General features: G+C 65.6%; 21 protein-coding genes and 1 pseudogene. 12 read left to right on the top strand and 10 right to left on the bottom strand.

Features of this window, described 5'->3' with window-relative positions:
- Positions 1-190 precede the first annotated feature (190 nt).
- Together FHY19_RS02545 and FHY19_RS02540 are read right to left on the bottom strand one after the other, a co-directional pair.
- Positions 191-1,180: an NADPH:quinone oxidoreductase family protein gene (locus tag FHY19_RS02545; protein WP_259151699.1), complete on the bottom strand. Its 990-nt coding sequence runs from the start codon at positions 1,178-1,180 to the stop codon at positions 191-193.
- A gap of 45 nt (positions 1,181-1,225) precedes the next feature.
- Positions 1,226-2,035, bottom strand: coding sequence for an oxidoreductase (locus FHY19_RS02540; protein ID WP_259151696.1), 810 nt, complete (start codon positions 2,033-2,035; stop codon positions 1,226-1,228).
- Positions 2,036-2,187: 152 nt separating this feature from the next.
- On the opposite strand from FHY19_RS02540, the gene FHY19_RS02535 reads away from it, so the two are divergent.
- On the top strand, positions 2,188-2,769 hold the full coding sequence (locus tag FHY19_RS02535; RefSeq protein ID WP_259163864.1) for a TetR/AcrR family transcriptional regulator: 582 nt from the start codon (positions 2,188-2,190) through the stop codon (positions 2,767-2,769).
- 166 nt (positions 2,770-2,935) lie between these two features.
- Here the strand turns inward: FHY19_RS02535 and FHY19_RS02530 are convergent.
- Positions 2,936-3,201 (bottom strand): annotated as a pseudogene (locus FHY19_RS02530) (diguanylate cyclase); the annotation flags it as partial.
- A 102-nt stretch (positions 3,202-3,303) separates the two neighbouring features.
- Entirely contained in the window at positions 3,304-5,757 is a 2,454-nt protein-coding gene (locus FHY19_RS02525) for a mechanosensitive ion channel domain-containing protein (protein WP_259161268.1), read from the bottom strand.
- A gap of 438 nt (positions 5,758-6,195) precedes the next feature.
- Between FHY19_RS02525 and FHY19_RS02520 the strand changes: the two genes are divergently transcribed.
- From FHY19_RS02520 to FHY19_RS02485, 8 genes are all read left to right on the top strand, one after another.
- Positions 6,196-7,203 (top strand): NAD(P)-dependent alcohol dehydrogenase, encoded by a 1,008-nt coding sequence (locus FHY19_RS02520; protein ID WP_259161267.1) that lies wholly within the window; start codon positions 6,196-6,198, stop codon positions 7,201-7,203.
- A gap of 393 nt (positions 7,204-7,596) precedes the next feature.
- Positions 7,597-8,247, top strand: coding sequence for an aldehyde dehydrogenase iron-sulfur subunit PaoA (gene paoA, locus FHY19_RS02515; RefSeq protein WP_259161266.1), 651 nt, complete (start codon positions 7,597-7,599; stop codon positions 8,245-8,247).
- The gene (locus FHY19_RS02510) at positions 8,244-9,194 is read left to right on the top strand and encodes a xanthine dehydrogenase family protein subunit M (protein WP_259161261.1); all 951 of its coding nucleotides are present in this window, start codon (positions 8,244-8,246) and stop codon (positions 9,192-9,194) included. The genes paoA and FHY19_RS02510 overlap by 4 nt, the downstream gene beginning before the upstream one ends.
- A 1-nt stretch (position 9,195) precedes the next feature.
- Positions 9,196-11,403 (top strand): aldehyde oxidoreductase molybdenum-binding subunit PaoC, encoded by a 2,208-nt coding sequence (gene paoC / locus FHY19_RS02505; RefSeq protein WP_259161259.1) that lies wholly within the window; start codon positions 9,196-9,198, stop codon positions 11,401-11,403.
- On the top strand, positions 11,400-12,413 hold the full coding sequence (locus tag FHY19_RS02500) for an XdhC family protein (protein ID WP_259161256.1): 1,014 nt from the start codon (positions 11,400-11,402) through the stop codon (positions 12,411-12,413). Before paoC ends, FHY19_RS02500 begins: the two co-directional genes overlap by 4 nt.
- A 439-nt stretch (positions 12,414-12,852) precedes the next feature.
- Positions 12,853-13,461, top strand: a complete 609-nt coding sequence (locus FHY19_RS02495; RefSeq protein WP_259161255.1) for a nucleotidyltransferase family protein — start codon at positions 12,853-12,855, stop codon at positions 13,459-13,461.
- Between the two features lie 519 nt (positions 13,462-13,980).
- Positions 13,981-14,196 carry a hypothetical protein gene (locus FHY19_RS02490; RefSeq protein ID WP_046965284.1) on the top strand — a complete coding sequence of 72 codons (216 nt, stop codon included), beginning with the start codon at positions 13,981-13,983 and terminating at the stop codon, positions 14,194-14,196.
- A 344-nt stretch (positions 14,197-14,540) separates the two neighbouring features.
- Positions 14,541-15,791, top strand: a complete 1,251-nt coding sequence (locus FHY19_RS02485) for a DUF819 family protein (protein ID WP_259161254.1) — start codon at positions 14,541-14,543, stop codon at positions 15,789-15,791.
- A 168-nt stretch (positions 15,792-15,959) separates the two neighbouring features.
- On the opposite strand, the gene FHY19_RS02480 is transcribed toward FHY19_RS02485, so the two are convergent.
- Positions 15,960-17,144, bottom strand: a complete 1,185-nt coding sequence (locus FHY19_RS02480; protein ID WP_259161253.1) for an XVIPCD domain-containing protein — start codon at positions 17,142-17,144, stop codon at positions 15,960-15,962.
- A gap of 36 nt (positions 17,145-17,180) precedes the next feature.
- Positions 17,181-17,990, bottom strand: coding sequence for an ankyrin repeat domain-containing protein (locus tag FHY19_RS02475; RefSeq protein ID WP_259161252.1), 810 nt, complete (start codon positions 17,988-17,990; stop codon positions 17,181-17,183).
- A gap of 190 nt (positions 17,991-18,180) precedes the next feature.
- Here FHY19_RS02475 and FHY19_RS02470 point away from each other — a divergent pair, with 190 nt between their 5' ends.
- Positions 18,181-18,885: an HAD family hydrolase gene (locus tag FHY19_RS02470; protein ID WP_259161251.1), complete on the top strand. Its 705-nt coding sequence runs from the start codon at positions 18,181-18,183 to the stop codon at positions 18,883-18,885.
- A gap of 713 nt (positions 18,886-19,598) precedes the next feature.
- Here the strand turns inward: FHY19_RS02470 and FHY19_RS02465 are convergent.
- Positions 19,599-19,823, bottom strand: a complete 225-nt coding sequence (locus FHY19_RS02465) for a CstA-like transporter-associated (seleno)protein (RefSeq protein ID WP_005926176.1) — start codon at positions 19,821-19,823, stop codon at positions 19,599-19,601.
- Complete coding sequence (locus FHY19_RS02460; protein WP_259161250.1) at positions 19,823-21,895, bottom strand: carbon starvation CstA family protein; 2,073 nt, start codon at positions 21,893-21,895, stop codon at positions 19,823-19,825. The genes FHY19_RS02465 and FHY19_RS02460 overlap by 1 nt, the downstream gene beginning before the upstream one ends.
- Before the next feature lie 233 nt (positions 21,896-22,128).
- On the opposite strand from FHY19_RS02460, the gene FHY19_RS02455 reads away from it, so the two are divergent.
- Positions 22,129-22,986, top strand: coding sequence for a pirin family protein (locus tag FHY19_RS02455; protein ID WP_259161249.1), 858 nt, complete (start codon positions 22,129-22,131; stop codon positions 22,984-22,986).
- A 33-nt stretch (positions 22,987-23,019) separates the two neighbouring features.
- Positions 23,020-23,442, top strand: coding sequence for an OsmC family protein (locus FHY19_RS02450; protein WP_259161248.1), 423 nt, complete (start codon positions 23,020-23,022; stop codon positions 23,440-23,442).
- 148 nt (positions 23,443-23,590) lie between these two features.
- On the opposite strand, the gene FHY19_RS02445 is transcribed toward FHY19_RS02450, so the two are convergent.
- Together FHY19_RS02445 and FHY19_RS02440 are read right to left on the bottom strand one after the other, a co-directional pair.
- The gene (locus FHY19_RS02445; protein ID WP_259151596.1) at positions 23,591-24,052 is read right to left on the bottom strand and encodes a hypothetical protein; all 462 of its coding nucleotides are present in this window, start codon (positions 24,050-24,052) and stop codon (positions 23,591-23,593) included.
- Positions 24,053-24,301: 249 nt separating this feature from the next.
- A complete protein-coding gene (locus FHY19_RS02440) occupies positions 24,302-25,192 on the bottom strand; it encodes a pirin family protein (protein ID WP_259161247.1) in 891 nt (296 codons plus the stop codon).
- Positions 25,193-25,244 lie beyond the last annotated feature (52 nt).

The raw sequence follows: 25,244 nt of genomic DNA, 5'->3' as shown, positions 1-25,244 counted from the left end.
CAACGCGCACCAGGACGGTGTCGCCTCGTAGCACGTTCGGCAGTGCGGCGCCGCTGGCCGGGTGGTTGGATACTCTTGTCCCGGTGTCGACTGGGCTGGATCCTCAGGCGTTCGAGGAGTTTCTCAGGTCGCAGGTTCACCCAATACAGCATTGAATGTCGGCATTTGCTGTTTCAGTTCCGGTATCGACTCAAGCCTCGACCCAGGGTTGCAGCACCACTTTGCCGGTCGTCTGGCGGCTTTCCAGCAGCCGATGCGCCTGGGCCGCCTGTGACAACGGCAGCACGGTGTTGACTTGCAATGCAAGTTGTCCGGACAGGATCAAGCCCATGATTTCCGTCAGCGTGGACTGAATCAGTTGCGGGAACGCCAGGTAGCTACCCACATAGAAACTGGTCAGCGTGTGGTTGGGAACGATCAACTGCCATGGGTCGATCAGGGCGGTGTTGCCGCTGGATTGGCCGACGAAGATCAGGCGCCCGAACGGCGCCAGGGCCTTGAACGCCTCGGCGACGTTGTCGCCGCCAGCGATTTCGACGATGACGTCCACGCCCTTGCCATCGGTGAGGGCACGGACCTGTTCGGCCCAGTCGGCAGCGGTGTAGTCCACCGCCGCGTCAGCGCCCAACCGGATCGCCATGTCCCGCTTTTCCTGCGTGCTGGCTGCGGCGATGACCTTGCCGGCGCCATAGAGTTTGGCCAGCTGCACCGCGAGGGAGCCCAGGCCGCCGGCCGCGCCTTCGATCAGCACGGTTTCACCTGGCGCCAGCCGCGCGGCATTGCGCAACACCAGCGCGGCGGTCAACCCGTTGGCCATCACGGCCGCGGCCTGGACCGCCGGCACGCCATCGGGCAGCGGCACCACGATCGCCTCCGGCACACAGATGTACTGCGCGTAGCCGCCGGCGCCAGGTGTTGCCAGTACCGACATGCCGGCTTGCAGCGAAGTCACCGCCTTGCCGACCGCAACGATCGTGCCGGCAACTTCCGCGCCCAGAATGAAGGGCGCTGGCGACGGCTCGGGATAATCGTCTCCCCGGCGTCGCATGACGTCGGCGAAGTTGAGGCCGGTCGCTTCGATCCGGATCAGCACCTCGTGGTCCTGCGGCGTCGGGTCGGGAACGTCCTCGTAGATCAGGACATCGGCGTCGCCGGTCTGGTGAAATCGAACAGCTTTCATGTCGCATCCTTCATGTCGTGGATTGATGGGCCTGATGCCCGGGAATTACGCCAGTCCGAACTGCTTGTGCAGCACCTTGTCGAACAACGCGCGAGGCAGGAACCGGCGGGCGAATGCGCCTTGTCTGGCGTCCTTGCCCGACGCGTAGCGCAACTGCGGTCGCTGCTCGCGTGCGGCCAGGACGATGGTGTCGGCGACGCTCTCGGCGGTGGCCGCGACGGCGATCGCGCTTTCGTATGCCGCCCGATACTTGGCGCGGAGCGCGTCGTAATCGGCCAGTGGCCGATCCGACCAGACGGTGCTGGTCTCGAATGCGGTGCGGGTCGCGCCCGGCTCGATCACCACCACCCGCACACCGAACCCGCGCACTTCGTGGTCGAGGGATTCGGAATATCCCTCCAGCGCATGTTTGGTGGCCGAGTAATAGGCGTTGAATGGCGCAGGGATCAGGCCCAGGCCTGAGCCGACATTGAGGATGCGTCCGCTCCCCTGCTTGCGCATGAGGGGCAAGACCGCGTTGGTGACGCGGACCACGCCGTAAAAATTGGTTTCGAACAGCGAGCGGACCTGTTCGATCGAGCTTTCTTCCGCCGCACCCTGGACACCGACGCCGGCATTGTTGACCAGCAAATCCAGACGGCCTTCGCGCTGCTGCAGCTCGGCGATCGCAGCGGCGACCGACACGTCATCGGTCACGTCCAGCGCCAGCAGCGGAAACGCCGCCTGGCCGGCTCCCGCACCGCGCCGGCTGGTGCCATAGACCGTATAGCCGGCCGCGAGGAGTTGCCGGGCAGCCGCTTCGCCGATGCCCGAGGAAGCGCCGGTGACCAGCGCCACAGGTTTATGTGTCTTCATGAAGTGTCCTTGGTGAGGTGAGGCGGCGGTGGTCGACGGGTGGCGTTCGACCGTGTGGATTTATGATGTCGATCGAACTCAAAAATGTCAACAACTTTGATTGCGGTCGACATCAATGTAAATTGACGGCCTGCCGTCGACCCTGGAACACAATGAAAATCACCAAAGCGCAATCGCTGGAGAACCGGGCCCGCATCGTCGAAACGGCCTCTGCGTTGTTTCGTGAACGTGGCTACGACGGGGTGAGCGTGGCCGATCTGATGGCTGCCGCCGGGCTCACCCAGGGTGGCTTCTACAAGCATTTCGGGTCCAAGGCTGACCTGATCGCCGAGACGGCCCAGCACGGGCTTGAACAGATCTCCCGCCAGGTGGAGGGGTTGGAGATCCGGGACTTCATCAACTTCTACGTCTCAAGAACGCACAGAGACGGCAGGAGCGATGGCTGCACCGTGGCGGCGCTCAGTGGCGACGCGGCGCGTCAGTCGGTGGAGATCAAGGCGACGTTCGCAGCCGGACTCGAACGGATGCTGGCGACCGTCGAACGCGAAGGCGTGCTGCCTGATGCTGGGTCCCAGGCCAGTGTCCGGGCGAAAACGCTCGACATGTTCGCGCACATGCTGGGCGCGGTCGTCCTGTCGCGTGCGTGCCCGGACGATGCACCGCTGGCGGATGAAATCCTGCTCGCCTGTCGCACGCAGCTGCTTGCGGCGCTTGACCCCGCTGGCGGCGAGTAGCCTGTCGCTGCATGTTCCGTGCAATGCCCCGACGCGTTTGCATCGGCCGATCGGCCCACGCGCAACGGCTTGCCGCACACGTGATGGCGAACGCCGTTGCGCGGTGATCCGTCGCAAGCGTGTCCAACACGCTTCCGCGTCTGTGGCGGCCTAGAAAGCCCGCCATGTACAGTTTGAAGTGGTCGACATCGATCATCAGCACCGACAACGGCGTCTGCAGGCGTCCTGCGTGCTGCAGTGCCTGCGACAGGCGATGGTCGAGTGCACGCCGGTTCGCGATGCCGCTCAGCGCATCCCCCAGGCCTGCGCGCTGAGCCTTGCCTCGTTGCGATACATGCGGCGCAATTGCAGATCCAGCCAGAGGCCGATCACCGGCAACACGGCAGATCCGAGCATGGCGATCACCACCGGCTGACGTACCGACTGCCGCCACGGTCGGGCGACGATGCCTCTACGCGAAAGACGCGCCACTCGCTCGTATCGAACGCAGGTCTGCGATCGACGCGCTCGACTGCCGTGGCGAAGGCGCAATGATCAGAGCGTGGTCCGCGACGGCGGCGGATAGACCTCCGCTGCGGCATGCGCCAGGCCGATGCCGCGCGCGGTCAGCGTCTCGTAGATGCGCCCGACCAGCGTGCTGCGGATGGCGCCGGCATTGTCGTATTCCAGTGTCCAGGCGCGCACGATGAATTCCATCGCCACGTTGCCCATGCTGTCGAACAGTACGATCGGTACGGGTGTGGCCGCGACGCCCTCGGTGGTGCGCGCCACGTCGATCAGCAGGGCTTCCACCTCTGTTGGCGCGTTGCCATAGGCCACGGCGACACGTACTTCCAGCCGGCGGTTGCGATCGAAGAGCGTCCAGTTGACCAGTTGCTGGGAGATCATTTGACCATTCGGCACCACGACACTCGCACCGTCGAACGTCGACAGCCGGGTCGCGCGCATGCCGATGTCGCGCACCCGGCCAGTGGTCCCTCCGACCTCGACCACGTCGCCAGGTTGGAATGGCCGCTCGAAGATCAGCACCAGGCCAGAGACGAAATTGTTGACCACGTTCTGCAGGCCCAGCCCGATGCCCACGCCCAGGGCGCCAAGCACCAAGGTCAGCTGGCTGGTCTTGAAGCCGGCCGCCGACAGCGCTCCAATCAGGCCGAGCATCAATACCGCGTAATAGCTCAACGAGGCGATGCTGTTGGCGACACCATGCGGCAATGACAGCCGCGACAGCACTTCGCCATCGAGCACCAGGCGTACCGTCTTGGCAAGCCAGAAGGCGATCACCACGCTGAGTGCGAACAGCAACACATGACCCAGGCTCACGCGCAGATCCCCAAGCGCCCAGCTGTGTCCCAGCAACGCCGACAGCGAGTCGTCGACCGGGGTCAGCACACGGAAGCGATCCAGCGCGTAGACGATCCAACTGACGACGGCCGCGGCCGTCAGCAGTTTGAGCAATCGCTGCACCGCGGGGCCCGCATGCTCGCGTGCGAGCCGGAAGCGTGCTACGCCGGGGCGCTTCAGCAGCAGCTGGACCCAGGTTGCCAGGACGGTCATGCCGGCGGCGAGCAGCAGGGCGAAATACAGGCTGTCGATGACGCCGCCGGTCAATGTCTCTGCCAGCGACACGTTGCCGAACGCATTGGCCACCAGTGCCACTCCCAGCAGTACCCCACCGACATGCACTGCGGCGCGCAGTGCATTGCCTAGGCGCCCGTTCTGCGATGCATGACCATGGCGATGTGCACGCCACAGCAGCCAGCCCGCTGCGGCCAGGCCAAGCAATGTCAGCGAGAAAATATAAAGACGATAGGGGACCGGGCTGGACAGGAAGACGAAGCCCAGCCGCAGCAGCAGAAACAACGCACTGGCCACGTGTGGCGTTATCCCCAGCAGGCGTCGGTGCGAGGTCGGCAGCAACCGCATCACCGGGACGACCGCAATCACCAGCGCCAGCTGATGGGTCAGCATCGGCGCGTCGGGCTGGAAGGCGAAGGCGCCAATGACGACGAGCAGCAGCCAGCACGAAAGAGGGCGCGAAAGCACACTCGCCTCGGTCCGGCTGATCTGGCCAGCCTTGATTGGCCCGCGACTGCGCCAGGCGAGCCACAGCAACAACGGGAGCGAACAGCTCAGCAGTGTCTGCAAGGCGCGCCGGCCGACCATCGCATCGCCCTTGACATACTCTTCGGCAAAGCGCGATTCGATTTCCAGGCCGTTGCGGACGGTATCGCTGGTATCGGCCACGGACACGACGCTGGCCGGGGTCAGTTGCCACAGTGGCGGTCCATCCACGCGCAGCAGGCGCGTGTCGTACGCCGCGATCGCCTCTGCGACGCGACGTTGCGCGCTTTCGATGCGCGCGTCCACCGCGTTGCCGCGTCGGCCGAGTGCGATCAGCCGTGCCAGCGGATCCGATAATCCCGCTTCGGCCTGGGCCAGGTCGACCACGACCTCGTCCACCCTTTGGCGTAGCGCGATGGGCAGCTCCTGCCCGGATGTTGCGGTCGTCACCCAGGCCTCGCGGCGGGACGCCAATCCTGCCGCGTCGCTGGCTCGATGGGTGGTTGCGATGGCCAGATCCGACTGCCAGCGCGCCAGTTGGCGTGCCTGGAATCGCCAGTGGCGCGACAGGCTTTCCAGGCGCGGAATCGGCAGCATCCGCATCTCTGCAAAGGTGATGCGCCAGAACGGATCCTCGACCGCGGCTTCGATCCTCGCCAGTCGACGTGCGAACGAGGCAGCAGGTGCGCCGGGCTCTGCATTCGCCTCCAGGGCGCGCTCGGCCAGCCGCTGATCCACGTCGGCCAGTGACGGAATGTCGGCGACATCGATCGCAGTCGGTGCGCCGTTTGCCGCCGTTGGGGTGGACGCGGCAGCACTGGTCGGAGTGATGGCGGCGGCAAGCTGCCATGCGCGCGCGACAACCGGTTGCGCCAGGGCGAGACTCGCCAACACTGCGCATGCAAAGCGGAGGGCAGAAACCATGGCGTTCCGGAAGCCGGCCGTGTAGACGTCGGCAGGTTATCAGCAGCCAAGCAGCGGAGGCATTGCTCGAGTCTGGTTCGGCCGGACGTCCTCGTGTGGCAGGAGGCAGGGCTGTACGTTGCGCCTGCATCGAATGGCTGCGGCAATGGCGGCAGCCATGCGTCGGCAGATATTCGCAAGGCTTGCCGAGGCTGGTGCCGGGATGGATCGCGGTAATGCGCTGATGGACGTCGCATCTGCAGGGTGACGCCACGTTCCTGCGGCGACCGCACCGTATGAGCTGTCTGACCGGTCTGGCGCCCGCCGGTTGGTTGCCGTCACCGCGCTCGACTCGGCGAAAAAGACGGCAGCCGACAAGCAAGCCGAAAGCCGGCTCGACTGCATGCGGATAACGCCCGGCGTGTTATCCCAAGCGCCGGTCACAGCAAGGAACACCTCATGCGCGCCGTTCGTTTGGCTCATCCTGCAGGCTTGAATGCATTGCATGTTGTTGCGCTGCCCGATCCCGGGCAGCCGGCACACGGCCAGATCAGAGTGCGGCTGCATGCCAGCTCGTTGAATTTCCACGACCTCGGCGTGGTATCGGGGCAGATGCCGACGGCCGATGGACGCATTCCGATGTCCGACGGCGCCGGTGTGGTCGAAGCGGTCGGTCCGGACGTCACCGAGTTCGCCGTCGGCGACCATGTGGTGTCGACCTTTTTCCCGCAGTGGCTGGACGGCGAACCGCTGCATGCCGGCTTTGCGACCACGCCGGGCGATGGCGTCGATGGGTATGCACGCAGCGCGGTTGTAGCTGCTGCGCAGGCATTTACACACGCGCCGGTCGGTTACAGCCATGCGCAGGCGGCCACCTTGACCACTGCCGGCGTCACTGCCTGGCGCGCGCTGGTGGCCAATGGCGGCCTGAAGGCGGGCGACACCGTCCTGGTGCTGGGTACCGGCGGTGTGTCGATCTTTGCGCTGCAGTTCGCCAAGGCGATGGGCGCGACCGTGATCGCCACGTCCTCCTCGGACGAGAAGTTGGAAAAGGTCCGCGCACTCGGTGCCGATCACGTCATCAACTATCGGCAGCACGCCGAGTGGTCGCGGCAGGTGCTGGAGATCACCGACGGACGCGGCGTGGACCATGTGGTCGAGGTCGGTGGACCCGGCACGCTGGCACAATCGATCCGTGCCGCGCGGGTGGGCGGGCACATCGCCTTGATCGGCGTGCTGACCGGTGCGGCCGGCCCGGTACCGACTGCCGAGATGATGGGACGTCAGCAGCGTGTGCAAGGCCTGGTGGTCGGCAGTCGCCGGCATCAGCAGCAGCTGGTGCGTGCGCTGGATAGTCTGTCGCTGCGTCCGGTCATCGACCGCAGCTTTGCGCTGGAAGAGATCGGCGAGGCGTTCGCATTGCAGAAGGCCGGCGGGCATCTGGGCAAGATCGTGCTGGAGTTTTGATACCAGCTGACCGGGCGCGCTGGCCTCATGACGGTGGCCGGCGCGCCAGGCCAAGCAGGTCTGCAGGTTTTGCTGCCGCAGCACTCGTATCGCGGCTGGTCCAGCGATGTTGCTCTGCAGCGGCCGGTTTGACTTGCGCATCCCGGTCGGCATGTGACCGCGCCCGCAATCGGTGCTGCATCGAGCGCGTCGTCGCCACGGCGCTATCCAATGACGCCGCGCAGTGATGAGTACGTTTCATAGACGCATGCTGCCTCCAACGCCAATGCATGCGCAGGCGACAACTAGAATCGGGCAACCACCGATTGCACCGTTCTCAAGCCCGCACTCACGCGCTTGTGACTGACGGCCCTGCACATTGATAAAGAACTGTATTAGCCAGCATTGTTGGAGATGCCAGCCATGAGAGACATCAAGATGACCCGTCGCGAAGTATTGATCGCTGGCACGGCGTCGGCAGCGAGCGTTGCCGCAACCCACTCGATGGCGGCCACTGCCGTGTCGCAACGGCAGGCGGTGGAGCCGGCCAACGCGTCCAGCCAGGTCGCCTTCGAGGTCAATGGCAAGCCGGTAACGCTGACACTGGACAACCGCACCACCTTGCTTGATGCATTGCGCGAGCACCTGCACTTGACCGGCACCAAAAAGGGCTGCGATCACGGCCAATGCGGCGCGTGTACGGTCATTGTGGACGGGCAGCGCATGAATTCCTGCCTGTCGCTGGCGGTGATGCACCAGGGCGCAAAGGTCACCACCATCGAGGGCCTGGGCACACCGGACAAACTGCACCCGATGCAGGCGGCCTTCGTCAAACACGATGGGTATCAGTGCGGCTATTGCACACCTGGCCAGATCTGTTCGGCAGTGGCCGTGCTGGATGAAGTCAAGCGCGGCATTCCCAGCCATGTAACCGACGATCTGACCGCCAAGACCCGGCTCACCACGCCGGAACTGCAGGAACGCATGAGCGGCAACATCTGCCGCTGCGGTGCGTATTCCAACATCGTCGAAGCGATCAACGAAGTTGCCGGAGAACGCGCATGAAGGCTTTCAGCTACGAGCGCGCCACCTCGGCGGCAGATGCCGCCGTCAAGGCCGCGCGCCAGCCAGGCGCCAAGTTCATCGCCGGCGGTACCAACCTGCTCGATCTGATGAAGCTGCAGATCGAAACGCCATCGCATCTGATCGATGTCAACGGATTGAATCTGGACACCATCGACGCAACGCCGGAGGGCGGCTTGCGGATCGGTGCGTTGGTACGCAATACCGATCTTGCCGCCGATACGCGGGTTCGCCGCGATTATGCGGTGCTGTCGCGCGCATTGCTGGCGGGTGCGTCCGGCCAGCTGCGCAATCGCGCCACCACAGCCGGCAATCTGCTGCAGCGCACGCGCTGCCCGTATTTTTACGACACCAATCAGCCGTGCAACAAGCGCCTGCCAGGCAGCGGCTGCGCGGCGATCGGCGGCTTCAACCGTCAGCTGGCTGTCATCGGCGCCAGCGACGCCTGCATCGCCACCCATCCCAGCGACATGGCCATCGCCATGCGTGTGCTGGACGCTACGGTGGAAACGGTGCGGCCGGATGGACAGACGCGCGCTGTGCCGCTGGCCGAGTTCTATCGTGCGCCGGGGACCACACCGCATCTGGAAACCGTGCTGGAACGTGGCGAGCTGATCACTGCGGTGACCTTGCCCAAGCCGCTTGGCGGCACGCATGTCTATCGCAAGGTGCGCGACCGCGCGTCGTATGCGTTTGCCCTGGTCTCGGTCGCCGCTGTCGTGCAGCGCGACGGCACCGCGCGCATCGGCGTTGGCGGTGTGGCGCACAAACCATGGCGTAGCGAAGCGGCCGAAGCGCAATCGCGCCAGGGCGCACGCGCCATCGCTTCTGTGCTGCTGGACGGCGCACAGCCCACCGAACACAACGCATTCAAGGTGCCGCTGGTGGAACGCACCTTGACCGCGATCCTGGCCGAGGCGAGGGCCTGATATGAAATTCGACACTCCTGCCGGTTCCAACCCCATCGATCAAGGCAAGGTCGTCGGCAAGCCCGTCGACCGCATCGACGGGCCGCTCAAGACCACCGGCCAAGCGCCGTATGCCTACGAACATCATGACCTGCCGGGCCGCGCTGCCTACGGCCATGTCGTGGGCGCGGGGATCGCCAAGGGCACCATCCGCAGCATCGACCTGAGCGCCGCGCGCAACGCGCCCGGCGTGCTCGGGATCGTCTCTGCGCAGAACGCCGGCAAACTGCACAAGGGCAAGCTCAACACCGCCAAGTTGCTGGGCGGCCCGGAAATCCAGCACTACCACCAGGCAATTGCAGTGGTGATTGCCGAAACCTTCGAGCAGGCCCGCGCAGCGGGGCAGTTGATCAAGGTCGATTACGGCCGCCACGTCGGCGCATACGATCTGAAGAAAGCGCGCGATGGCGCCAAGGTCAGCAAGGAGGGCGGGGCCCCCAATAGCGCCGTCGGCGATTTCGATGGCGCCTTCGCCGCGGCGCCGGTGCAACTGGATGCCGAGTACACCACGCCCGATCACTCGCACGCGATGATGGAGCCGCATGCGTCGATCGCGATGTGGGACGGCGACAAGCTGAGCGTGTGGACGTCCAACCAGATGATCAACTGGGGTGCGCGCGACCTGGCAGTGACCTTGGGCATTCCGCGCGAAAACGTGCGCATCATGTCGCCGTACATCGGTGGCGGTTTTGGCAGCAAGCTGTTCCTGCGTGCCGATGCAGTCCTGGCCGCGCTGGCTGCGCGCGAAGTCAAGCGTCCGGTGAAGGTAATGCTGCCGCGCCCGCTGATCGCCAACAACACGACACATCGTCCGGCGACCGTGCAGCGCATCCGCATCGGTGCCGAGCGCGATGGCAAGATCACCGCGATCGCACACGAAAGCTGGTCGGGCGACCTGCCCGAGGGCGGCCCGGAGATCGCCGCCGCGCAGACGCAGTTGCTCTACGCCGGGGCAAACCGGCTGGTCGCGACCCGGCTGGCCGTGCTCGATTTGCCGGAAGGCAATGCCATGCGTGCACCCGGCGAAGCGCCCGGTTTGATGGCACTGGAAGTGGCCATGGACGAAATGGCCGAAAAACTCGCGATGGATCCGGTCAAGTTCCGGGTCGTCAACGATACGCAGGTCGATCCGGAAAACCCGCAGCGCCCGTTCTCGCAGCGCCAGCTGGTCAAGTGCCTGCAAGACGGTGCCGAGCGTTTCCAGTGGTCCAAGCGTAAATCCAAGCCAGCCAGCAACCGCGACGGGCGCTGGTTGGTCGGCATGGGCGTGGCGGCCGCGTTTCGCAACGCGCCGGTGATGACCTCCGGGGCGCGCATGCGCCTGGAGCAGGGTGGTCGCGTGGTGGTGGAAACCGACATGACCGATATCGGCACCGGCTCCTACACCATCATCGCGCAGACCGCGGCCGAGATGCTGGGCGTGCCGCTGGACTGGGTGGACGTGCGCCTGGGCGATTCCAGCTTCCCGGCATCGGCGGGCTCTGGTGGGCAGTGGGGCGCAAACAGTTCCACCGCTGGCGTCTACGCAGCTGCGGTGAAGCTGCGCGAAACCGTCGCCAAGCAGCTGGGCCTGGACCCGGCCAAGGCCGAATTTGCCGATGGCCATGTACGTGCCGGCGGCAAGCGCATTCCACTGGGCGATGCTGCGTCCAATGGCGCCCTGGTGGTCGAGGACAAGATCGAGTTCGGCGACCTGTCCAAGACCCATCAGGTGTCGACCTTCGGTGCGCACTTTGTCGAAGTTGGCGTGGATATCACCACCGCCGAGGTGCGTATCCGCCGCATGCTCGCGGTGTGCGCGGCCGGACGCATCCTCAATCCCAAGTCCGCGCGCAGCCAGGTCATCGGCGGCATGACCATGGGCGCGGGTGCGGCGTTGATGGAGGAACTGGCGGTGGACAAGCGCTTCGGGTTCTTCGTCAATCACGACCTGGCCGGTTACGAAGTGCCGGTGCATGCGGATATTCCGCATCAGGACGTGGTGTTCCTGGAAGAAAGCGATCCGATGTCCTCGCCGATGAAGGCCAAGGGCGTGGGCGAGCTGGGAATTTGCGGCGTGGCGGCAGCGATTGCCAACGCGGTCTACAACGCCACCGGCGTGCGCGTGCGCGACTACCCGGTGACGTTGGAAAAGCTGCTGCCGCATCTGCCCGAGCAACTGCGCGCGTGAGTGCAGTCGTCGCTCCTGCCACGCATGCAGCGCCGGCCGAGCCGGCGTGGCCGGCATGGCCGAGCTACGCATTGCACGACGATCTGCTGCCGGTGCTGACCGCCTGGCACCGCGCCGGCCAGCGGGTGGCGATCGCGACCTTGATCGACGTGCAGGGCTCCTCGCCGCGCCCGCTGGGAAGCGAGATGGCGATCGCGGCCGATGGCCGGGTTGCCGGTTATGTCTCCGGCGGTTGCGTGGAAGCGGCCGTTGCGCATGAAGCCATGGGCGTATTGCGCGATGGGCAGCCGCGATGGCTGGACTATGGCGAGGGCAGCGATGTGCTGGACATCCAGCTCAGCTGTGGCGGGCGCATTGGCGTGCTGGTCTGGCCAGTGCCGGATCTGGCCGAGCATCTCGCACGCTGGCGCAATGCGCGTCAGCACCGCCGCGCGTTTCATGTTGCGCTGGACCGCAGGACCGGGAGCGTGCGCTATCCCGCCCATGTGCACGACGTGCGTGCCGGCGAATTTCTGCGCGTCCATCGCCCGCCCTTGCGGCTGGTACTGGTGGGTGCAGATCCTGCATTGCTGGCGCTGGTGGCGTTGGCCAATCAAATGGGGATCGAGGCGCGTGTGCTGCGTCCGCACGGGCCCAGTGAGCCGCCGCCCGGCCTGGCGCCGGAACACTACGATCGCCGCAGCTTGCGCGATGCGTTACGCGATCTGCAGCTGGACGCCGGCACAGCCCTATACAGCCTGGCGCACGACAGCGAGATCGATCTGCAGGTCGCGTGCCGCGGCCTGGAAACCGATGCAGCATGCATCGGCATCCTGGGCAGCCGGAGCAAGCGCGACAGCCGCCTGCACGCGTTACGTGCGCTGGGCTACGACGAAGCTGCGCTTGCGCGTTTGCGCCTGCCGGCGGGTTGGCGAATGGGGCGCTCATCGCCGCAGACCATCGCGTTGGGCATCATCGCCGAAGCCACGCAGGCAGTGACGGACCTGCATATCGGTGCGGCCAGCGCTTAGGTCGTCGTGCATCTGTCGTATGGTTTGTCGTGCCGCGCCTCGTAGGCTTTGGCAGTTGCCCGCAGCGCTGCTTCGTGCAGGTAATCCATCCCGACACAACGCCGTGTGCGTGCACGCATTCCGCACTAATCCGCACTCCGCATGGTGCGTTGACGCCTGCTACGCACCAGCGCGAGCATCGCATGCGGTCGATGCGTTGCGCAGTCACTCCGCACGCACAGCGCGGCCTCTACGCTGAGTCTGTCTCCATCACGCACGACGTCGCCATGCCCCTTGTTCTCTCGCTTTGTGACGTTGTGTCGTGCGATGTGCCAGTTGCCGGATCGCCACGCGTTGCCGTGTGCATGCACGCAACGCCTGGCGACGCACGCAGCTTGCAGCAGGCACGCAGTTGCCGCGCTACGTGCGTCGGCTGTCACGCGTTTGGCAGGTCCTGCGCATGAGCAGCGACCATGCCGCATTGATATTGGCGGCAGGCGCGGGGAGCCGGCTCGGCCGCTCGAAGCAGTTGCTGATGCGCGACGGCGAACCATTGCTGCGGCGTGCTGCACGCATCGCATTGCAGACCGCACCACTGCGCTGTGTCGTCGTGCTGGGCGCCGATGCCGACAGGCTGGCCGACGTCCTGCAGGGGCTGGAGGTGGAAGTGCTGCGGCATGCCGACTGGTCTTCCGGAATGGGCTCCAGCCTGTCCGCACTACGCCGGCATGTGCAGGACGATTCGACGCTGCGACGCAGCCTGATTTTGGGGTGCGACCAACCGGCACTGGAGGCGCCGCACTTACGCGCCTTGCTGGACGAAGCTGAGCGTGCCACTTCGCGGTGTGCCACCAGTGGCTATGCGGGCGTGCGCGGTATTCCCGCGGTGGTGCCCCACACCGCCTGGGCAGACGTTGCGCTGCAGGGCGATAGCGGTCTGCGCGCGCTGTTCGCCAGTCTGGATGTGCAGACGCTGGGCTGCGTCAGCGCACCGGCGCTGGCGCTGGACGTGGACACGCCTGCGGATCTTGCGGCAGCGCAACAACGCGGGTGGGTAGACCGGGATTGAGACGCGATGACGGGTATCGGCCACCGATTTCCGACAGCCTGCTACGCAATCCGCCGATGCCGATCAGGTCCAGAGCACCAAGGCTTCCCTGACCACCAGAACGTAGCCCACCACCATCGCGGTCTTGACCGGAAACTGGAACTTTCTGAGCAGATACATGCCAACCCTCCCCAAGGTCTGGTTCGAGCGCGCCCTGATTCCTGCAAGCCGTCGGCGCTCCTGTGGCGGCTGCTTGTGAAGATTTCTTCACCCCTCGTCGTGGAATGTAGCGCTCAGCGTGAACTGTGTCACGTAAGAATTTTCCTACTCGGATGCCAGTGTCCGCCCGACGGTGTCGCCATGCGTAAAACCGCATGCTCGCTATGCCAAACGCGGAGCCATCGGCCACTCTCCCGCGGCCCCTTGAGTAAGGGCATGTTGGCTACCGGAAGTGGCGTGGCTTGCCCCAATCCCTGGCGTGGTGCGCCCGTCCGGCGCGCCCGCTGTGTTTGACCGCTGTACTCACCGGCCGGAGGCCATATGGACCAATCCCGCTACGTCGTACGCATTCGTCCCGAGCAAGGCAGCTGGTGGGTGACCCGCCCGGAATGGTCACCGCTGCGCTACCTGCGCGAGCAGGGCGCCCTGGAAAATGCCGAGCTGATGGCCAAGCTGCACTGCCTGACCACCGGCCAGCCCAGCGGCGTGGTCCTGGATACCGCCGACGGCGAACGCGTGGTGCGGCGCTACGGTTAAGCGCTGGTCCGGCGCCCGGCGTCGATCGCGATGGCCGTATGGCCGCATTTCAGTCTGGCTGCGGCTGTGCGACTGCGAGGCTGTGTCGGCTTCTGCCAACCGACCGGTCGCGGCAGCAAGCTGCCGATAACGACAAGGCGCGCGCTCGACGGACTGTTCAACCGCCCATCCGCCTGGTATTGAAATGCGGCGCGCCGCAGATGGACCGGTTGCGATCGCCAGACCCGCCGCGGTCAGATTGTCCGCAGGGTTTGCGTGACCGCCGCGGTCGGCTAGATTCGTGGTCATCGGCCGCTCCTGGCCCGATCCGCGTCGGCGGCCCTCTGTCCGGATGACCGCCCGCGGTGAATGCGCCTGCGTCTGCACTGATTCAAAACGATATCGTCGTCTTCGGCCTGATCGCCGCCACTCTGGGGGCGGTGTTCTGGACCTCCTCGCGCGAGCAAGGCCCGTGGCGGCGCTTCTATGCCGTGGTGCCGGCCTTGTTGCTGTGCTACCTGCTGCCCGGGATCTACAACACCGTCGGGCTGATCGATGGCGCCAACACGCGCCTGTACAACCCCATCGCCCGCGATGTGCTGCTGCCGGCCGCATTGATCCTGCTCACCCTGAGCATCGATCTGCGCGCGATCCTGGGGCTGGGGCCCAAGCTGGTCGCCATGTACCTGGGCGCGTCACTGAGCATCATGCTGGGCGCGGTGGTCGCCTTCTGGGTGATGCGATGGCTGCACCCGGCAACCGTCGCCGGCGACACCTGGGCGGGCATGGCCGCACTGGCGGGCAGCTGGATCGGCGGTGGCGCCAACATGCTGGCGATGCGCGAAGTGTTCAATGTCGATGCGACCACGTTCGGGCAGTTTGCGGTGGTCGATGTCGGCGTCGGCTACGTGTGGATGGCGGCGTTGATCTTCCTGGCCGGACGCGCGCGCAAGATCGATGAGCGCAGCGGTGCCGACACCCGAGCGCTGGACGCCTTGCAGGAGCGCATGGCGCGCTTCCAGGCCGAACATGCGCGCATCCCCAGCCTGGCCGATCTGATGGTGATCGTGGCAGTGGCGTTTGGCGGGGTCGGGTTGGCCCACGCGCTGGCCAACCCGTTGGCGGCGTGGTGCAAGGCGCAGCTGAGCTGGGCTGGCCAGTTCAGTCTGGATGCGCCGTTCGTGTGGGTGGTGGTGCTGGCGACCAGCCTGGGACTGCTGCTCAGCTTCACGCGCGCACGGACCCTGGAAGGCGCGGGCGCCTCCAGGATCGGCGCGTTGCTGCTGTATTTCCTGATCGCCTGCATCGGCATGCAGATGGACCTGCTGGCGCTGCTGGATCGGCCGTGGCTGTTCCTGCTCGGGCTGATCTGGATCGCCGTGCACATCGCCTTGTTGTGGGCGCTGGGGCGCTGGCTGCGGGTGCCGTTCTTCTATTTTGCGATCGGCTCGCAGTCCAACATCGGCGGCCCGGCGTCTGCGCCCGTCGTCGCTGCGGCCTTCCACCCGGCGCTTGCACCGGTGGGTGTGCTGCTGGGCACGATGGGCTACGCCACCGGTACCTATCTGGCCTATCTGGTCGGCATCACCCTGCGGGCGATGGCCGGGGCAGGCTAGTGCCGCGTTGCGCTGTGCGGCCGGCGTCATGGGGCTGCTGCCTGGAACAGTTGCATGCGCTTTCCGGTCGGTTTACCGCCGCAAAGTGGCTGTCCATTTCCCCGACGCTTTCCGCGCCGCACGCGTCCATGGGACAAGGACTGCGTGCGGCACGGTTTGCCAGGCCCTCTAGTGCTGCATCACGCGGCGCTGCTCTTCCTGCTGCTGGGCAGGTTGCTGGTTGTGCTGCTGCAACTGGCTGACATTGCCTTGCGCAGGCTCATTGGCAGCGGATGCGGTCTGCACATGGCTGCGCAGATGCGCCGGGTCGTCCATGCGGCCTTGCACAGCAATCAGGCTGTCGCCATCGCGGTTGGGGACCAGGTGATCGATCCGCTGCAGGCCGTCGTTGCCTGCACGCGCGGCCACGCTGGCAGCAGTGTTGAGAAACGCGGTGTCGTCACGCAGCCCCAGCCGCTCGCGTTGGCCATCCAGTTGCACGACCGCGTCGTTGAACAACCGGCTGCCGGGTTGCAGCGACGCGCCGCGTGCCTGGTCGGGCGATTGCATGTCCTGCGCCTTGATCACCGAGTCCATCCCGTGCAGGTCCAGTCGGTGCTTGAGCATCATGCCGGGCACCAGACGCTGCCCGAACGAAAGCGGGTCCGGCTCCGGCAACTGGATCTGGTGACCGGCCGCGTTGGGCATCGTCCACTTCAGCGGAATGCTGTCTTCCTGCAGATGGGTGAGGATTTCGTTCTTGACGTGGTAGCCGCGAATCAATTCATCGCTGGCATATTGCTTGGCTGCCGCCGCATCCAGGCCCTCGCGTTCGAGGGTGCGGTCGTTGACGCCGGCCGCGTTGTACGTCACTGCGGGAATGTCGTTGACCATGGCCGATGCCGACGCCAGACCACCGCCCAGCGAATGGCCGGAGATCACCACCTGGTCGCCAAAGGCCTGTTTGGCCTGGCTGCCGAGCTGGATTGCCGATGCGTATTGCGCATCGGCAAAGCCCAGGCCCTGGCCGATGTTGTGCTTCCAGTCCTTGCCTTCGTCGGTGCCGCAAAAACCGAGCACCACCTGGCCTTGATCGTTGCGATAGAACGCGGCATCGAAGCCGCTTTTGGCATCGTGCAGCAGGGCCGGATCGATGCCGGCCTGCTGCAGCGCACTGTCGTCCATGCGCGACCAGCCGTTGGCCAGCGGCGCAAAGGTTTCGGCGCCGCCTTCGCGACGTTGGTTTGCAGTGGCGTAGAGATCTTGCAACAGCTCCGGAAACTGCCGGTCCTGCGGTTGCGGTTGTTGTCCGCGCATCGACTCTGCGAACGGAGTGGGTGCGGCGGTGGAAGAGATGGATACTGACGTGGGCATGCGCGGCTCCTTGCGTGCGTCGTACGGAAAGCGCGCTTAGCGGCTGCTTTCCACGGGAATGTTGTGGGCGCTCAACCATGTACGCACATCCGACCTGACCTGCTGTCCGGTGGCATTGAGCAGGCGGTCCGGCGTGGTGAAGAAATACGCCTGGAAGGTCTTCTGCTGTGCATTGCGCACCGTGGGGTCCACGCCGGCCTTGAGCAATTGCAATACTGCCGGGCTGGCGGCGCCGCTCTGCGCGGCCAGATGCAGCAGGCTGTTACCAGTGTGGTCGACACGCTGCACGTCGGCGCCGGCATCGAGCAACAGGCCGATCTGCGCATCGCGCTTGCTTTGCACCGCGCGGAACAGCGGCGTCCAGCCGGCACGTGCGCTGACCACATCGATCGGCGCCTTGTGCTGCAGCAGAATCTTCAGGTACTCCGGATCCTGCGCCATTGCGGCCATGTGCACGACCGTTTCCTGGTCCATGCCCGGTAACGCGGGGTCGGCGCCCGCGTCGAGCAGGGCGTCCAGGGCGCGTGGTTGTTCGTTCCAGATCGCCCATTCCAGCAAGGTCACGTTCTGATCGCCGTGTGCGGCCAGATCGACGGTGGGGGCGAGCGTTTTGATCCGCGCAACATCGCCGTGCGCGACGGCGTTGGCGATGTCGGTCAGACCGGGGTCGCGGAAGGCGACGGCGTGGTCCTGCAGCGTAGCTGACATGGTGGTTTGCTCCTTGGCACCGGGCGAGGCGGTGCATGAGACCGCGAAAAACGAGGTCGCAAGAACGAGCAGGGCAGGGAATCGCGGTTGCATCGAAATCTCCTTCTCCTGATCGCATTCCTGATGGCGCTGCGGCAAGTCCTTCCGCAGCGGGGCAGATCCTACCAGCTGTAAAAATCGCAAGCGGTAAGATTTCGTGACATCGGCGCGGAGGCGGGGCGTCTGGTCGGGACTGCTTGACGAAGGGCCTTCCAGGCGAATGCGTGTGCCTAGTTGTTACCTGTACTAGCGCCGGGCCACAGCCGACGGTCACGACCGGGCCGGCATAATGGCGCTTTGCAAGCAGATGGGTGCAATGGCGTACGAGCTACTGATCAGTGACTGCGATGGGGTTCTTGTCGACAGCGAAATACTGGCCGACCGGGTGATGCGCGAGGCGCTGGCAGCGTTCGTGCCGGCCGAGCCGTTGGAACATCTGCTGGAAACCACGTTCGGGCAGACCACGCGCGAGGTATTGCGGCGGGTGGAGGAACACTTTGCGCTGCAGTTGCCCGAGACCTTGCTGGCACAGATCCAGGCGCGCAGCGAGGCCTTGATCGCCGCCGAGGTGCAGCCGATTGCGGGTGTGCGCGCGGCATTGGAGCAGATCCCGCTGCCGCTGGCGGTAGCCTCCAACAGTCGCCGCCACAATGTGATCGCTTCGGTCGAACGGGTGGGGCTCACTGCGCGCGCGGCGGGACACATCTTTGCCGCCGATATGGTGGAGCGGCCCAAGCCGGCGCCCGATGTCTATCTGTTGGCTGCCCGCACCCTGGGTGTTGCGCCGGAGCGCTGCCTGGTGATCGAGGACAGCCCCACCGGTGCAACTGCCGCGTTGGCGGCCGGCATGCAGGTGCTGGGTTTCACCGGTGCCAGCCATATCCCGCAGGGACATGCCGATACCTTGCGTCGCCTTGGTGTGCTGGCGGTGTTCGACGAGATGCGCGATCTGCCTGCGTTGTTCGAGCGGCTTGCGCAAGAACGCGCTGGCTGAGGCGCTGACAGGGTCTCTTGCAGGTCAAAAGCCCGATGAGTCGTGCGCGCGGTGCCCTCACCGCTTACGGGACACGCCGTGAATCCGTCCCTGGAGGCTCGGTGGCGGCATCCATGCCGCCACACGGTCCCGCAACCGGCGAGGACACCGCACCAGACAGTTGGTCGGCGCTCGTTTGAAAAGCTGTCTGTAGTGCGGCGCCCCCATCAGACATGGAGCCGATACGTCATGACCGAACAGGCGCATCCACCACGGCGCTTCCATGCGCACCGACCAACTCGACTGGTCCTTGCCCGCTCACCGTCGCGGGACCTTACGCGGCATGGATGCCGCGTAAGAGCCTCCATGGACGGATTCACGGCGTGTCCCGCGATGGTGGGCGGGCAAGGGCCCTGCAGCCAGCGCGCAGATCAACCGCCCTACAACTGATCCATTCGCAAGGCCGTCCATCAGCCGTTCTGCCTCGCGGCGTGTCCCGCAGCGGTGGGTGGGCAAGGCCCTGCAGCCAGGCCGCCGATCACCCGCTCTACAACTGATCCATTGGCAAGGCCGGCCATCAGCCGCCCGGCCTTGCGGCGTGTCTGCGGTGATGAGTGCGAGAGGCCCCCTTGCGGCCAACCCCAAGCCATCAACGCAACAGGGCGCGATTCGCATCGCGCCCTGTTGCGGCTCCACTAGACGATCGGCCACTCTCTGATCAGACACGCGTCCGATCAGCAGCAACGAAACCCGCTCTTGCCGCCGTAACGCGCATCCTGGCGTTCGCGGAAGAATGCCGGGTAGTCCATCACCGGTTTGTCGGGATGTTTTTCCAGCATGTGGCGCACGTAGTTGTCGTAATCGGGAATGCCGCAGCACAGGCGTGCAGTCTGTATCAAGCGCCTCCAGATGCGGCGATGCACCTGGTATTGACTGGCAAGAACGAGTTGGGTGCCCATTACAGATCCGCCATCTGGTGTGGCTGCAAGGCCACGTACGGGGTTTCGCGGTCGCTGCGTTGCGGAGTGCGGCGCGCGATCACGATCGTCTTGACCGCATAGATCAGGATCGAGCCGACCACGAACAGGAACAGCACGGTCAGCCCGGTGTTGACGTAGGCATTGGTGACGATCTGCTGCATCTGCGCCACCGTCTTGGCCGGCGCGGTGATGGTGTTGCTGGCGATGGCGGCCTGGTACTTGTGCGCCTGCGCCAGGAAGCCCTGCGCCGGGTTGCTGTCGAAGATCTTGATCAGCCCCGCATAGGTGGTGCAGATCAGCAGCCACAACGCCGGCACCAGGGTGACCCAGGCGTAGCGGTCGCGCTTCATCTTGAACAACACCACCGTGCCCAGCATCAGCGCGATCCCTGCCAGCATCTGGTTGGAGATACCGAACAACGGCCACAAGGTCTGGATGCCGCCGAACGGATCGATCACCCCGGTGTAGAGCAGATACCCCCACAGCGCCACGCAACCGGCGGTGGCGATGATGTTGGCCGTCCACGATTCGGTCTTCTTCAGCGCCGGGATGAAGTTGCCCAGCAGGTCCTGCAGCATGAAGCGGCCCGCACGCGTCCCCGCATCCACGGCGGTGAGGATGAACAGCGCTTCGAACAGGATGGCGAAGTGGTACCAGAATGCCATGGTGTCTTCGCCCGGCAGCAACTGGTGCAGGATCTGCGCGATCCCCACCGCCAGTGTGGGCGCACCACCGGCGCGTGCCAGGATGCTGTGCTCGCCGATGTCCCTGGCGGTCGCTTCCAATACTTCAGGCGTGATCGCAAAGCCCCACTCGGAGACTTTTGCGGCCACCGCGAAGGCGTCGGTGCCCACCAGCGAGGCAGGACTGTTCATGGCGAAGTAGATGCCAGGCTCGATGATCGATGCGGCCACCAGTGCCATCACCGCCACGAACGATTCCATCAGCATGCCGCCGTAGCCGATGTAGCGCATGTGGCCTTCGTTGGCGAGCAGCTTGGGTGTGGTGCCGGAGGCGATCAGCGCGTGGAAGCCGGACACCGCACCGCAGGCGATGGTGATGAACAGGAACGGGAAGATGCCGCCCTTCCAGACCGGGCCGTCGCCGGTGGAGGCGAACTGGGTCAGGGCCGGCATCTTGAGATCGGGCATGACCACCAGGATGCCGATCGCCAGCGCCAGGATGGTGCCGATCTTGAGGAAGGTGGACAGGTAATCGCGCGGCGCCAGCAGCAGCCACACCGGCAGCACCGAGGCGACGAAACCGTAGCCGATCAGCATCCAGGTGATCTGCTTGGCGGTGAAGGTGAACGCCGGCCCCCAGGTGGGGTCGGCGGCGACCTTGCCGCCCAGCCAGATCGCGCCCAGCAGCAGGATCAGCCCGACCACCGAGATCTCACCGATCTTGCCGACGCGGATGTAGCGCATGTACACGCCCATCATGATCGCGATGGGCATGGTGGCGATCACCGTGAACATGCCCCACGGGCTCTCGGCCAACGCCTTGACCACCACCATCGCCAGCACCGCCAGGATGATGATCATGATCAGGAAGGCGCCGAACAGGGCGATCGTGCCGGGCACCTGACCCATTTCCTCGCGCACCAGATCGCCCAGCGAGCGCCCGTTGCGGCGGCTGGACAGGAACAGCACCACGAAGTCCTGCACTGCGCCGGCAAACACCACGCCGACCACCAGCCACAGCAGCCCGGGCAGATAGCCCATCTGTGCGGCGAGCACCGGGCCGACCAAGGGCCCGGCGCCAGCGATCGCGGCAAAATGATGGCCGAACAGCACGTGCTTGTTGGTTGGGACGTAGTCCAGGCCATCGTTGTTGGACACCGCCGGCGTGGCGCGGGTGGGGTCGAGCTGCATCACCTTGTCGGCGATGAACAGGCTGTAGAACCGGTAGGCGATCAGATAGATCGACACCGCCGCCACCACGATCCATAGCGCATTGATGTGCTCGCCACGCCGCAGCGCCACGGTACCCAGACAGAACGCGGCCAGCAGCGCGAGCGCGCCCCAGGCCAGCTTCGAGAACCCTTTCATGCATGCCCCTCAGGAACGATTCGCTCAAGGGTCCCCCCGTGCCCCGGCTGCGGTCAATGGCGACGTTCTGCGGCAGGGTAAAACTTTGGTCGTAGAGTATTCGGGGACACGATGCGCTAGCGCCCGCCATACCAGGCCGACGATTGGAACGATCGGTTGCAACCGCCGTGGTTGGGCGGTGCAGCATGCGCACCCATCATTGGCGCACCGACCCACTGCACAGGGACAACGCAATGAGCACCACCACCACGACAGCGGCGCATGTGCTGCGCACCATCCGCGGCATGCCGACCTCCGACGGTGCCGGCGTCAAGCTGACCCGCGTCATCGGCACCCAGCAGTTGCCGGATCTTGACCCGTTTCTGATGCTCGACGAGTTCGGCACCGAGAAGGCCGAGGACTACATCGGCGGTTTTCCAAGCCATCCGCATCGCGGCTTCGAGACGGTGACCTACATGCTCGACGGGCGCATGCGGCACAAGGACAACCACGGCAACGAAGGCCTGCTGACACCGGGCAGCGTGCAGTGGATGACCGCCGGCCGCGGGCTGATCCATTCGGAAATGCCCGAGCAGCAATCCGGGCGCATGCGCGGCTTTCAGCTGTGGGTGAACCTGCCTGCGCGCGACAAGATGACCGAGCCCAAGTACCAGGAGTACGCGCCCGACCACATTCCGGTGGCGCAGCCGGCGCCCGGGGTGACGGTCAAGGTGATCGCCGGCACCGTGGGTGAGGTGGTCGGCCCGATCGTGCAACCTGCCACCAGCCCGGTGTATCTGGATATCGCGCTGGCACCGGGTGCGGTGTGGGACTACCTGCTGCCCGGCGGGCACAACGCGTTTGCGTACGCGTTTGAAGGCGAGGTCGCAGTGGGCGAAGGCGATGCGTCCCGCGCGCTGCCGGCGCAGGAACTGGCCGTGCTGGGCGGTGGCGAGCGGCTGACGCTGCGCGCCGGTGCACACGGCGCGCAGCTCATCCTGGTTGCCGGCCGCCCGCTCAACGAACCGGTGATGCGGCATGGCCCGTTCGTGATGAATACCAAGCAGGAATTGATGCAGGCGTTCGTCGATTTCCAGGAAGGGCGGTTCTAACCGTGTCGACGTCATGCATCGCAGGAGAATGCCATGAGTGACCGCCCCGTCCATGTCAGCACCGAAGCGGTGCCGTACACCGTCAGCATCCACGATGGGCAGCATCGCTGGGTCGGCGACACCCAACCGGCAAATGGCGGTAGCGATGCCGGGCCGGATCCGGAGTCGCAAGTGCTCGGCGCATTGGGCGCGTGCACCGCGATCACGGTGTCGATGGTGGCGGCACGCAAGCAGTGGCCGTTGACGGCGGTGCACGTGCATCTGCATTACACCCAACGCGGTGCAGCAGGCACCGACATCAGCCGAGAGATCGTGCTCGAAGGCGCGCTGGACAACGCGCAACGCGCGCGCTTGATGGAAGTGGCCGACAAATGCCCGATCCATCGGCTGTTGACTGGCGAGGTGCGTATTTCCAGTCGGCTGCAGGCGTCGGACGCTGCCTATCCTGCGCCCTGAGGGTGTCGACAGGTCATCGCATTCGGTCCGGGATGCGGTAACCTGCGGCCAGCAGTCAGCCCATCAGCACGGCAAGCGCCAGACCTGCCGAGGCGCTCATGCGTGGTGCACGCGCGGCATTCACGCCGCGCGGCAACTGGCATTACCTCTAGCGCTGCAACGCAAGACTGGCCGGCTGCAGATCCATCGCCTGCACCAGCGATTGCATTGAGGCGAGTTCTTCGGTGCTGGCGCCGTCGATCCACAGCTGCGCGTAGCGCTTCTTGCCCAGTTCCACCACGGTGACGCGGCGCGATTCCATGCCCGGAATGTCACGCCCGCCCAGATCGAGCTTGTACCAGTAGAAGTCTTCCTGCTGGATCTGGCCCTTCTCGGCGCGGCGGTCGCGGGCCAGGGTCATGGCCGGGTCGCGGGTGGTGAGCATCACGCCCACCACCTGGCGGCCGTCGGCGGTGACCGCCTTGCAGACCAGATAGTCGGCACCGGCCAGCTCGTTCCACTGCAATCCCGATGCGGGCGGCAAGGGCGGGCAGACCGGCGAGGTCTGGGCGTGGGCGGTTGCGGCGGCCAACAGCAAGGACAGGCCGAACAGGCAGGATGCGGACTTCATTCAAGTGTTCCCCGGCGATGGATGACAATGCGGGGCGACGTCGTCTTTCGTGCCGCTGCACCGTCCCAAGCTCCCCGCTCGAGCGTGCCGTCCACGCGACGTGCTCCGACTACGGGGGTATCACTACCACAATTCTGTGGGCGTGCTCAAGATGGGTCGCATCCCTGCCTGGCATCGCTTGTGTGACGGGGCACTCCCGTTGCGAGACCTGGAGCGGTCGCGTTCGCCAGGCCGGATCCGCGCATGGTTTCAGGGGTAATTGACCGGATTGGGTGCCGGTGTTTCCGGCAGCGGAATGAACTCCTTGTCGTCGCCGGGGATGCTGCCGAAGCGCCCGGCCTGCCAGTCGTCCTTGGCCTGTTCGATACGCTCCTTGGAGCTGGACACGAAGTTCCACCACAAATGACGCGGGCCATCCAGCGGTTCGCCGCCGAGCAGCATGGCCTTGAGCGGCGTCTTGGCGCGCAGGCGCCCACGCGCGCCGGGCGAGGGCAGGATCAGGTGGCGCGACGCCACATCGGCGCCATCCAGTTGCGCCTCGCCTTCCAGGATGTACAACGCGCGTTCGGCGTGACCGGTGTCCAGATCGATCTCGGCATCGGGCGCCAGATCCAGTGCCACATTGAGGGTGCCGCTGAACACCTGCACCGGCGACTCCTCGCCATAGGCGCGGCCGGCGATCACGCGCAGCCACACGCCCTCGCGACGCTGTTGCGGCAGGCGCGCGGCGGCGTAGTGGTGGAACGCCGGGGCGGTCTCTTCGGCCGAACGCGGCAGCGCGATCCAGGTCTGCATGCCATGCAGTGCATGTTCGCGTGCGCGCTCGGGGCCGGGCGTGCGTTCGGAATGGGCGATGCCACGGCCGGCGGTCATCCAGTTGACGTCGCCCGGGCGGATCACCTGATCGGAGCCGAGCGTGTCGCGGTGGCCGATCTCGCCCGCCCACAGGAAGGTCACGGTCGCCAGGCCGATATGCGGATGCGGGCGCACGTCGATGCCGTGGTCCGGCTCCAGCACCGCTGGACCCATGTGGTCGACGAACACGAACGGGCCGATGCTGCGCGCCTGCAGGGTGGGCACGGCGCGACGCACCTGCAGCCCGCCGATGTCGTGGACGCGTGGGGCGATCAGGGTGGTCATGGCGTTAGCTCGTGACGGGTGGGAGCCAAAGCTTCGCATGCACGCCACGCCG

Source organism: Xanthomonas sp. 4461 (assembly GCF_024806475.1).
Lineage (GTDB): Bacteria > Pseudomonadota > Gammaproteobacteria > Xanthomonadales > Xanthomonadaceae > Xanthomonas > Xanthomonas arboricola_F.
The sequence above is the reverse complement of the archived record's forward strand: the minus strand, read 5'-3'. Positions and strand labels throughout refer to the sequence as shown.

Bases quoted from the DNA above. Each gene is read 5' to 3' on its own strand.
- FHY19_RS02490 (WP_046965284.1), top strand. From the start codon at position 13,981: ATGGACCAATCCCGCTACGTCGTACGCATTCGTCCCGAGCAAGGCAGC.
- paoC (WP_259161259.1), top strand. From the start codon at position 9,196: ATGAAATTCGACACTCCTGCCGGTTCCAACCCCATCGATCAAGGCAAG.
- FHY19_RS02535 (WP_259163864.1), top strand. From the start codon at position 2,188: ATGAAAATCACCAAAGCGCAATCGCTGGAGAACCGGGCCCGCATCGTC.
- FHY19_RS02540 (WP_259151696.1), bottom strand. From the start codon at position 2,035: ATGAAGACACATAAACCTGTGGCGCTGGTCACCGGCGCTTCCTCGGGC.
- FHY19_RS02520 (WP_259161267.1), top strand. From the start codon at position 6,196: ATGCGCGCCGTTCGTTTGGCTCATCCTGCAGGCTTGAATGCATTGCAT.
- paoA (WP_259161266.1), top strand. From the start codon at position 7,597: ATGCCAGCCATGAGAGACATCAAGATGACCCGTCGCGAAGTATTGATC.
- FHY19_RS02545 (WP_259151699.1), bottom strand. From the start codon at position 1,180: ATGAAAGCTGTTCGATTTCACCAGACCGGCGACGCCGATGTCCTGATC.
- FHY19_RS02525 (WP_259161268.1), bottom strand. From the start codon at position 5,757: ATGGTTTCTGCCCTCCGCTTTGCATGCGCAGTGTTGGCGAGTCTCGCC.
- FHY19_RS02480 (WP_259161253.1), bottom strand. From the start codon at position 17,144: ATGCCCACGTCAGTATCCATCTCTTCCACCGCCGCACCCACTCCGTTC.
- FHY19_RS02450 (WP_259161248.1), top strand. From the start codon at position 23,020: ATGAGTGACCGCCCCGTCCATGTCAGCACCGAAGCGGTGCCGTACACC.
- FHY19_RS02465 (WP_005926176.1), bottom strand. From the start codon at position 19,823: ATGGGCACCCAACTCGTTCTTGCCAGTCAATACCAGGTGCATCGCCGC.
- FHY19_RS02470 (WP_259161251.1), top strand. From the start codon at position 18,181: ATGGCGCTTTGCAAGCAGATGGGTGCAATGGCGTACGAGCTACTGATC.
- FHY19_RS02445 (WP_259151596.1), bottom strand. From the start codon at position 24,052: ATGAAGTCCGCATCCTGCCTGTTCGGCCTGTCCTTGCTGTTGGCCGCC.
- FHY19_RS02460 (WP_259161250.1), bottom strand. From the start codon at position 21,895: ATGAAAGGGTTCTCGAAGCTGGCCTGGGGCGCGCTCGCGCTGCTGGCC.
- FHY19_RS02455 (WP_259161249.1), top strand. From the start codon at position 22,129: ATGAGCACCACCACCACGACAGCGGCGCATGTGCTGCGCACCATCCGC.
- FHY19_RS02510 (WP_259161261.1), top strand. From the start codon at position 8,244: ATGAAGGCTTTCAGCTACGAGCGCGCCACCTCGGCGGCAGATGCCGCC.
- FHY19_RS02495 (WP_259161255.1), top strand. From the start codon at position 12,853: ATGAGCAGCGACCATGCCGCATTGATATTGGCGGCAGGCGCGGGGAGC.
- FHY19_RS02440 (WP_259161247.1), bottom strand. From the start codon at position 25,192: ATGACCACCCTGATCGCCCCACGCGTCCACGACATCGGCGGGCTGCAG.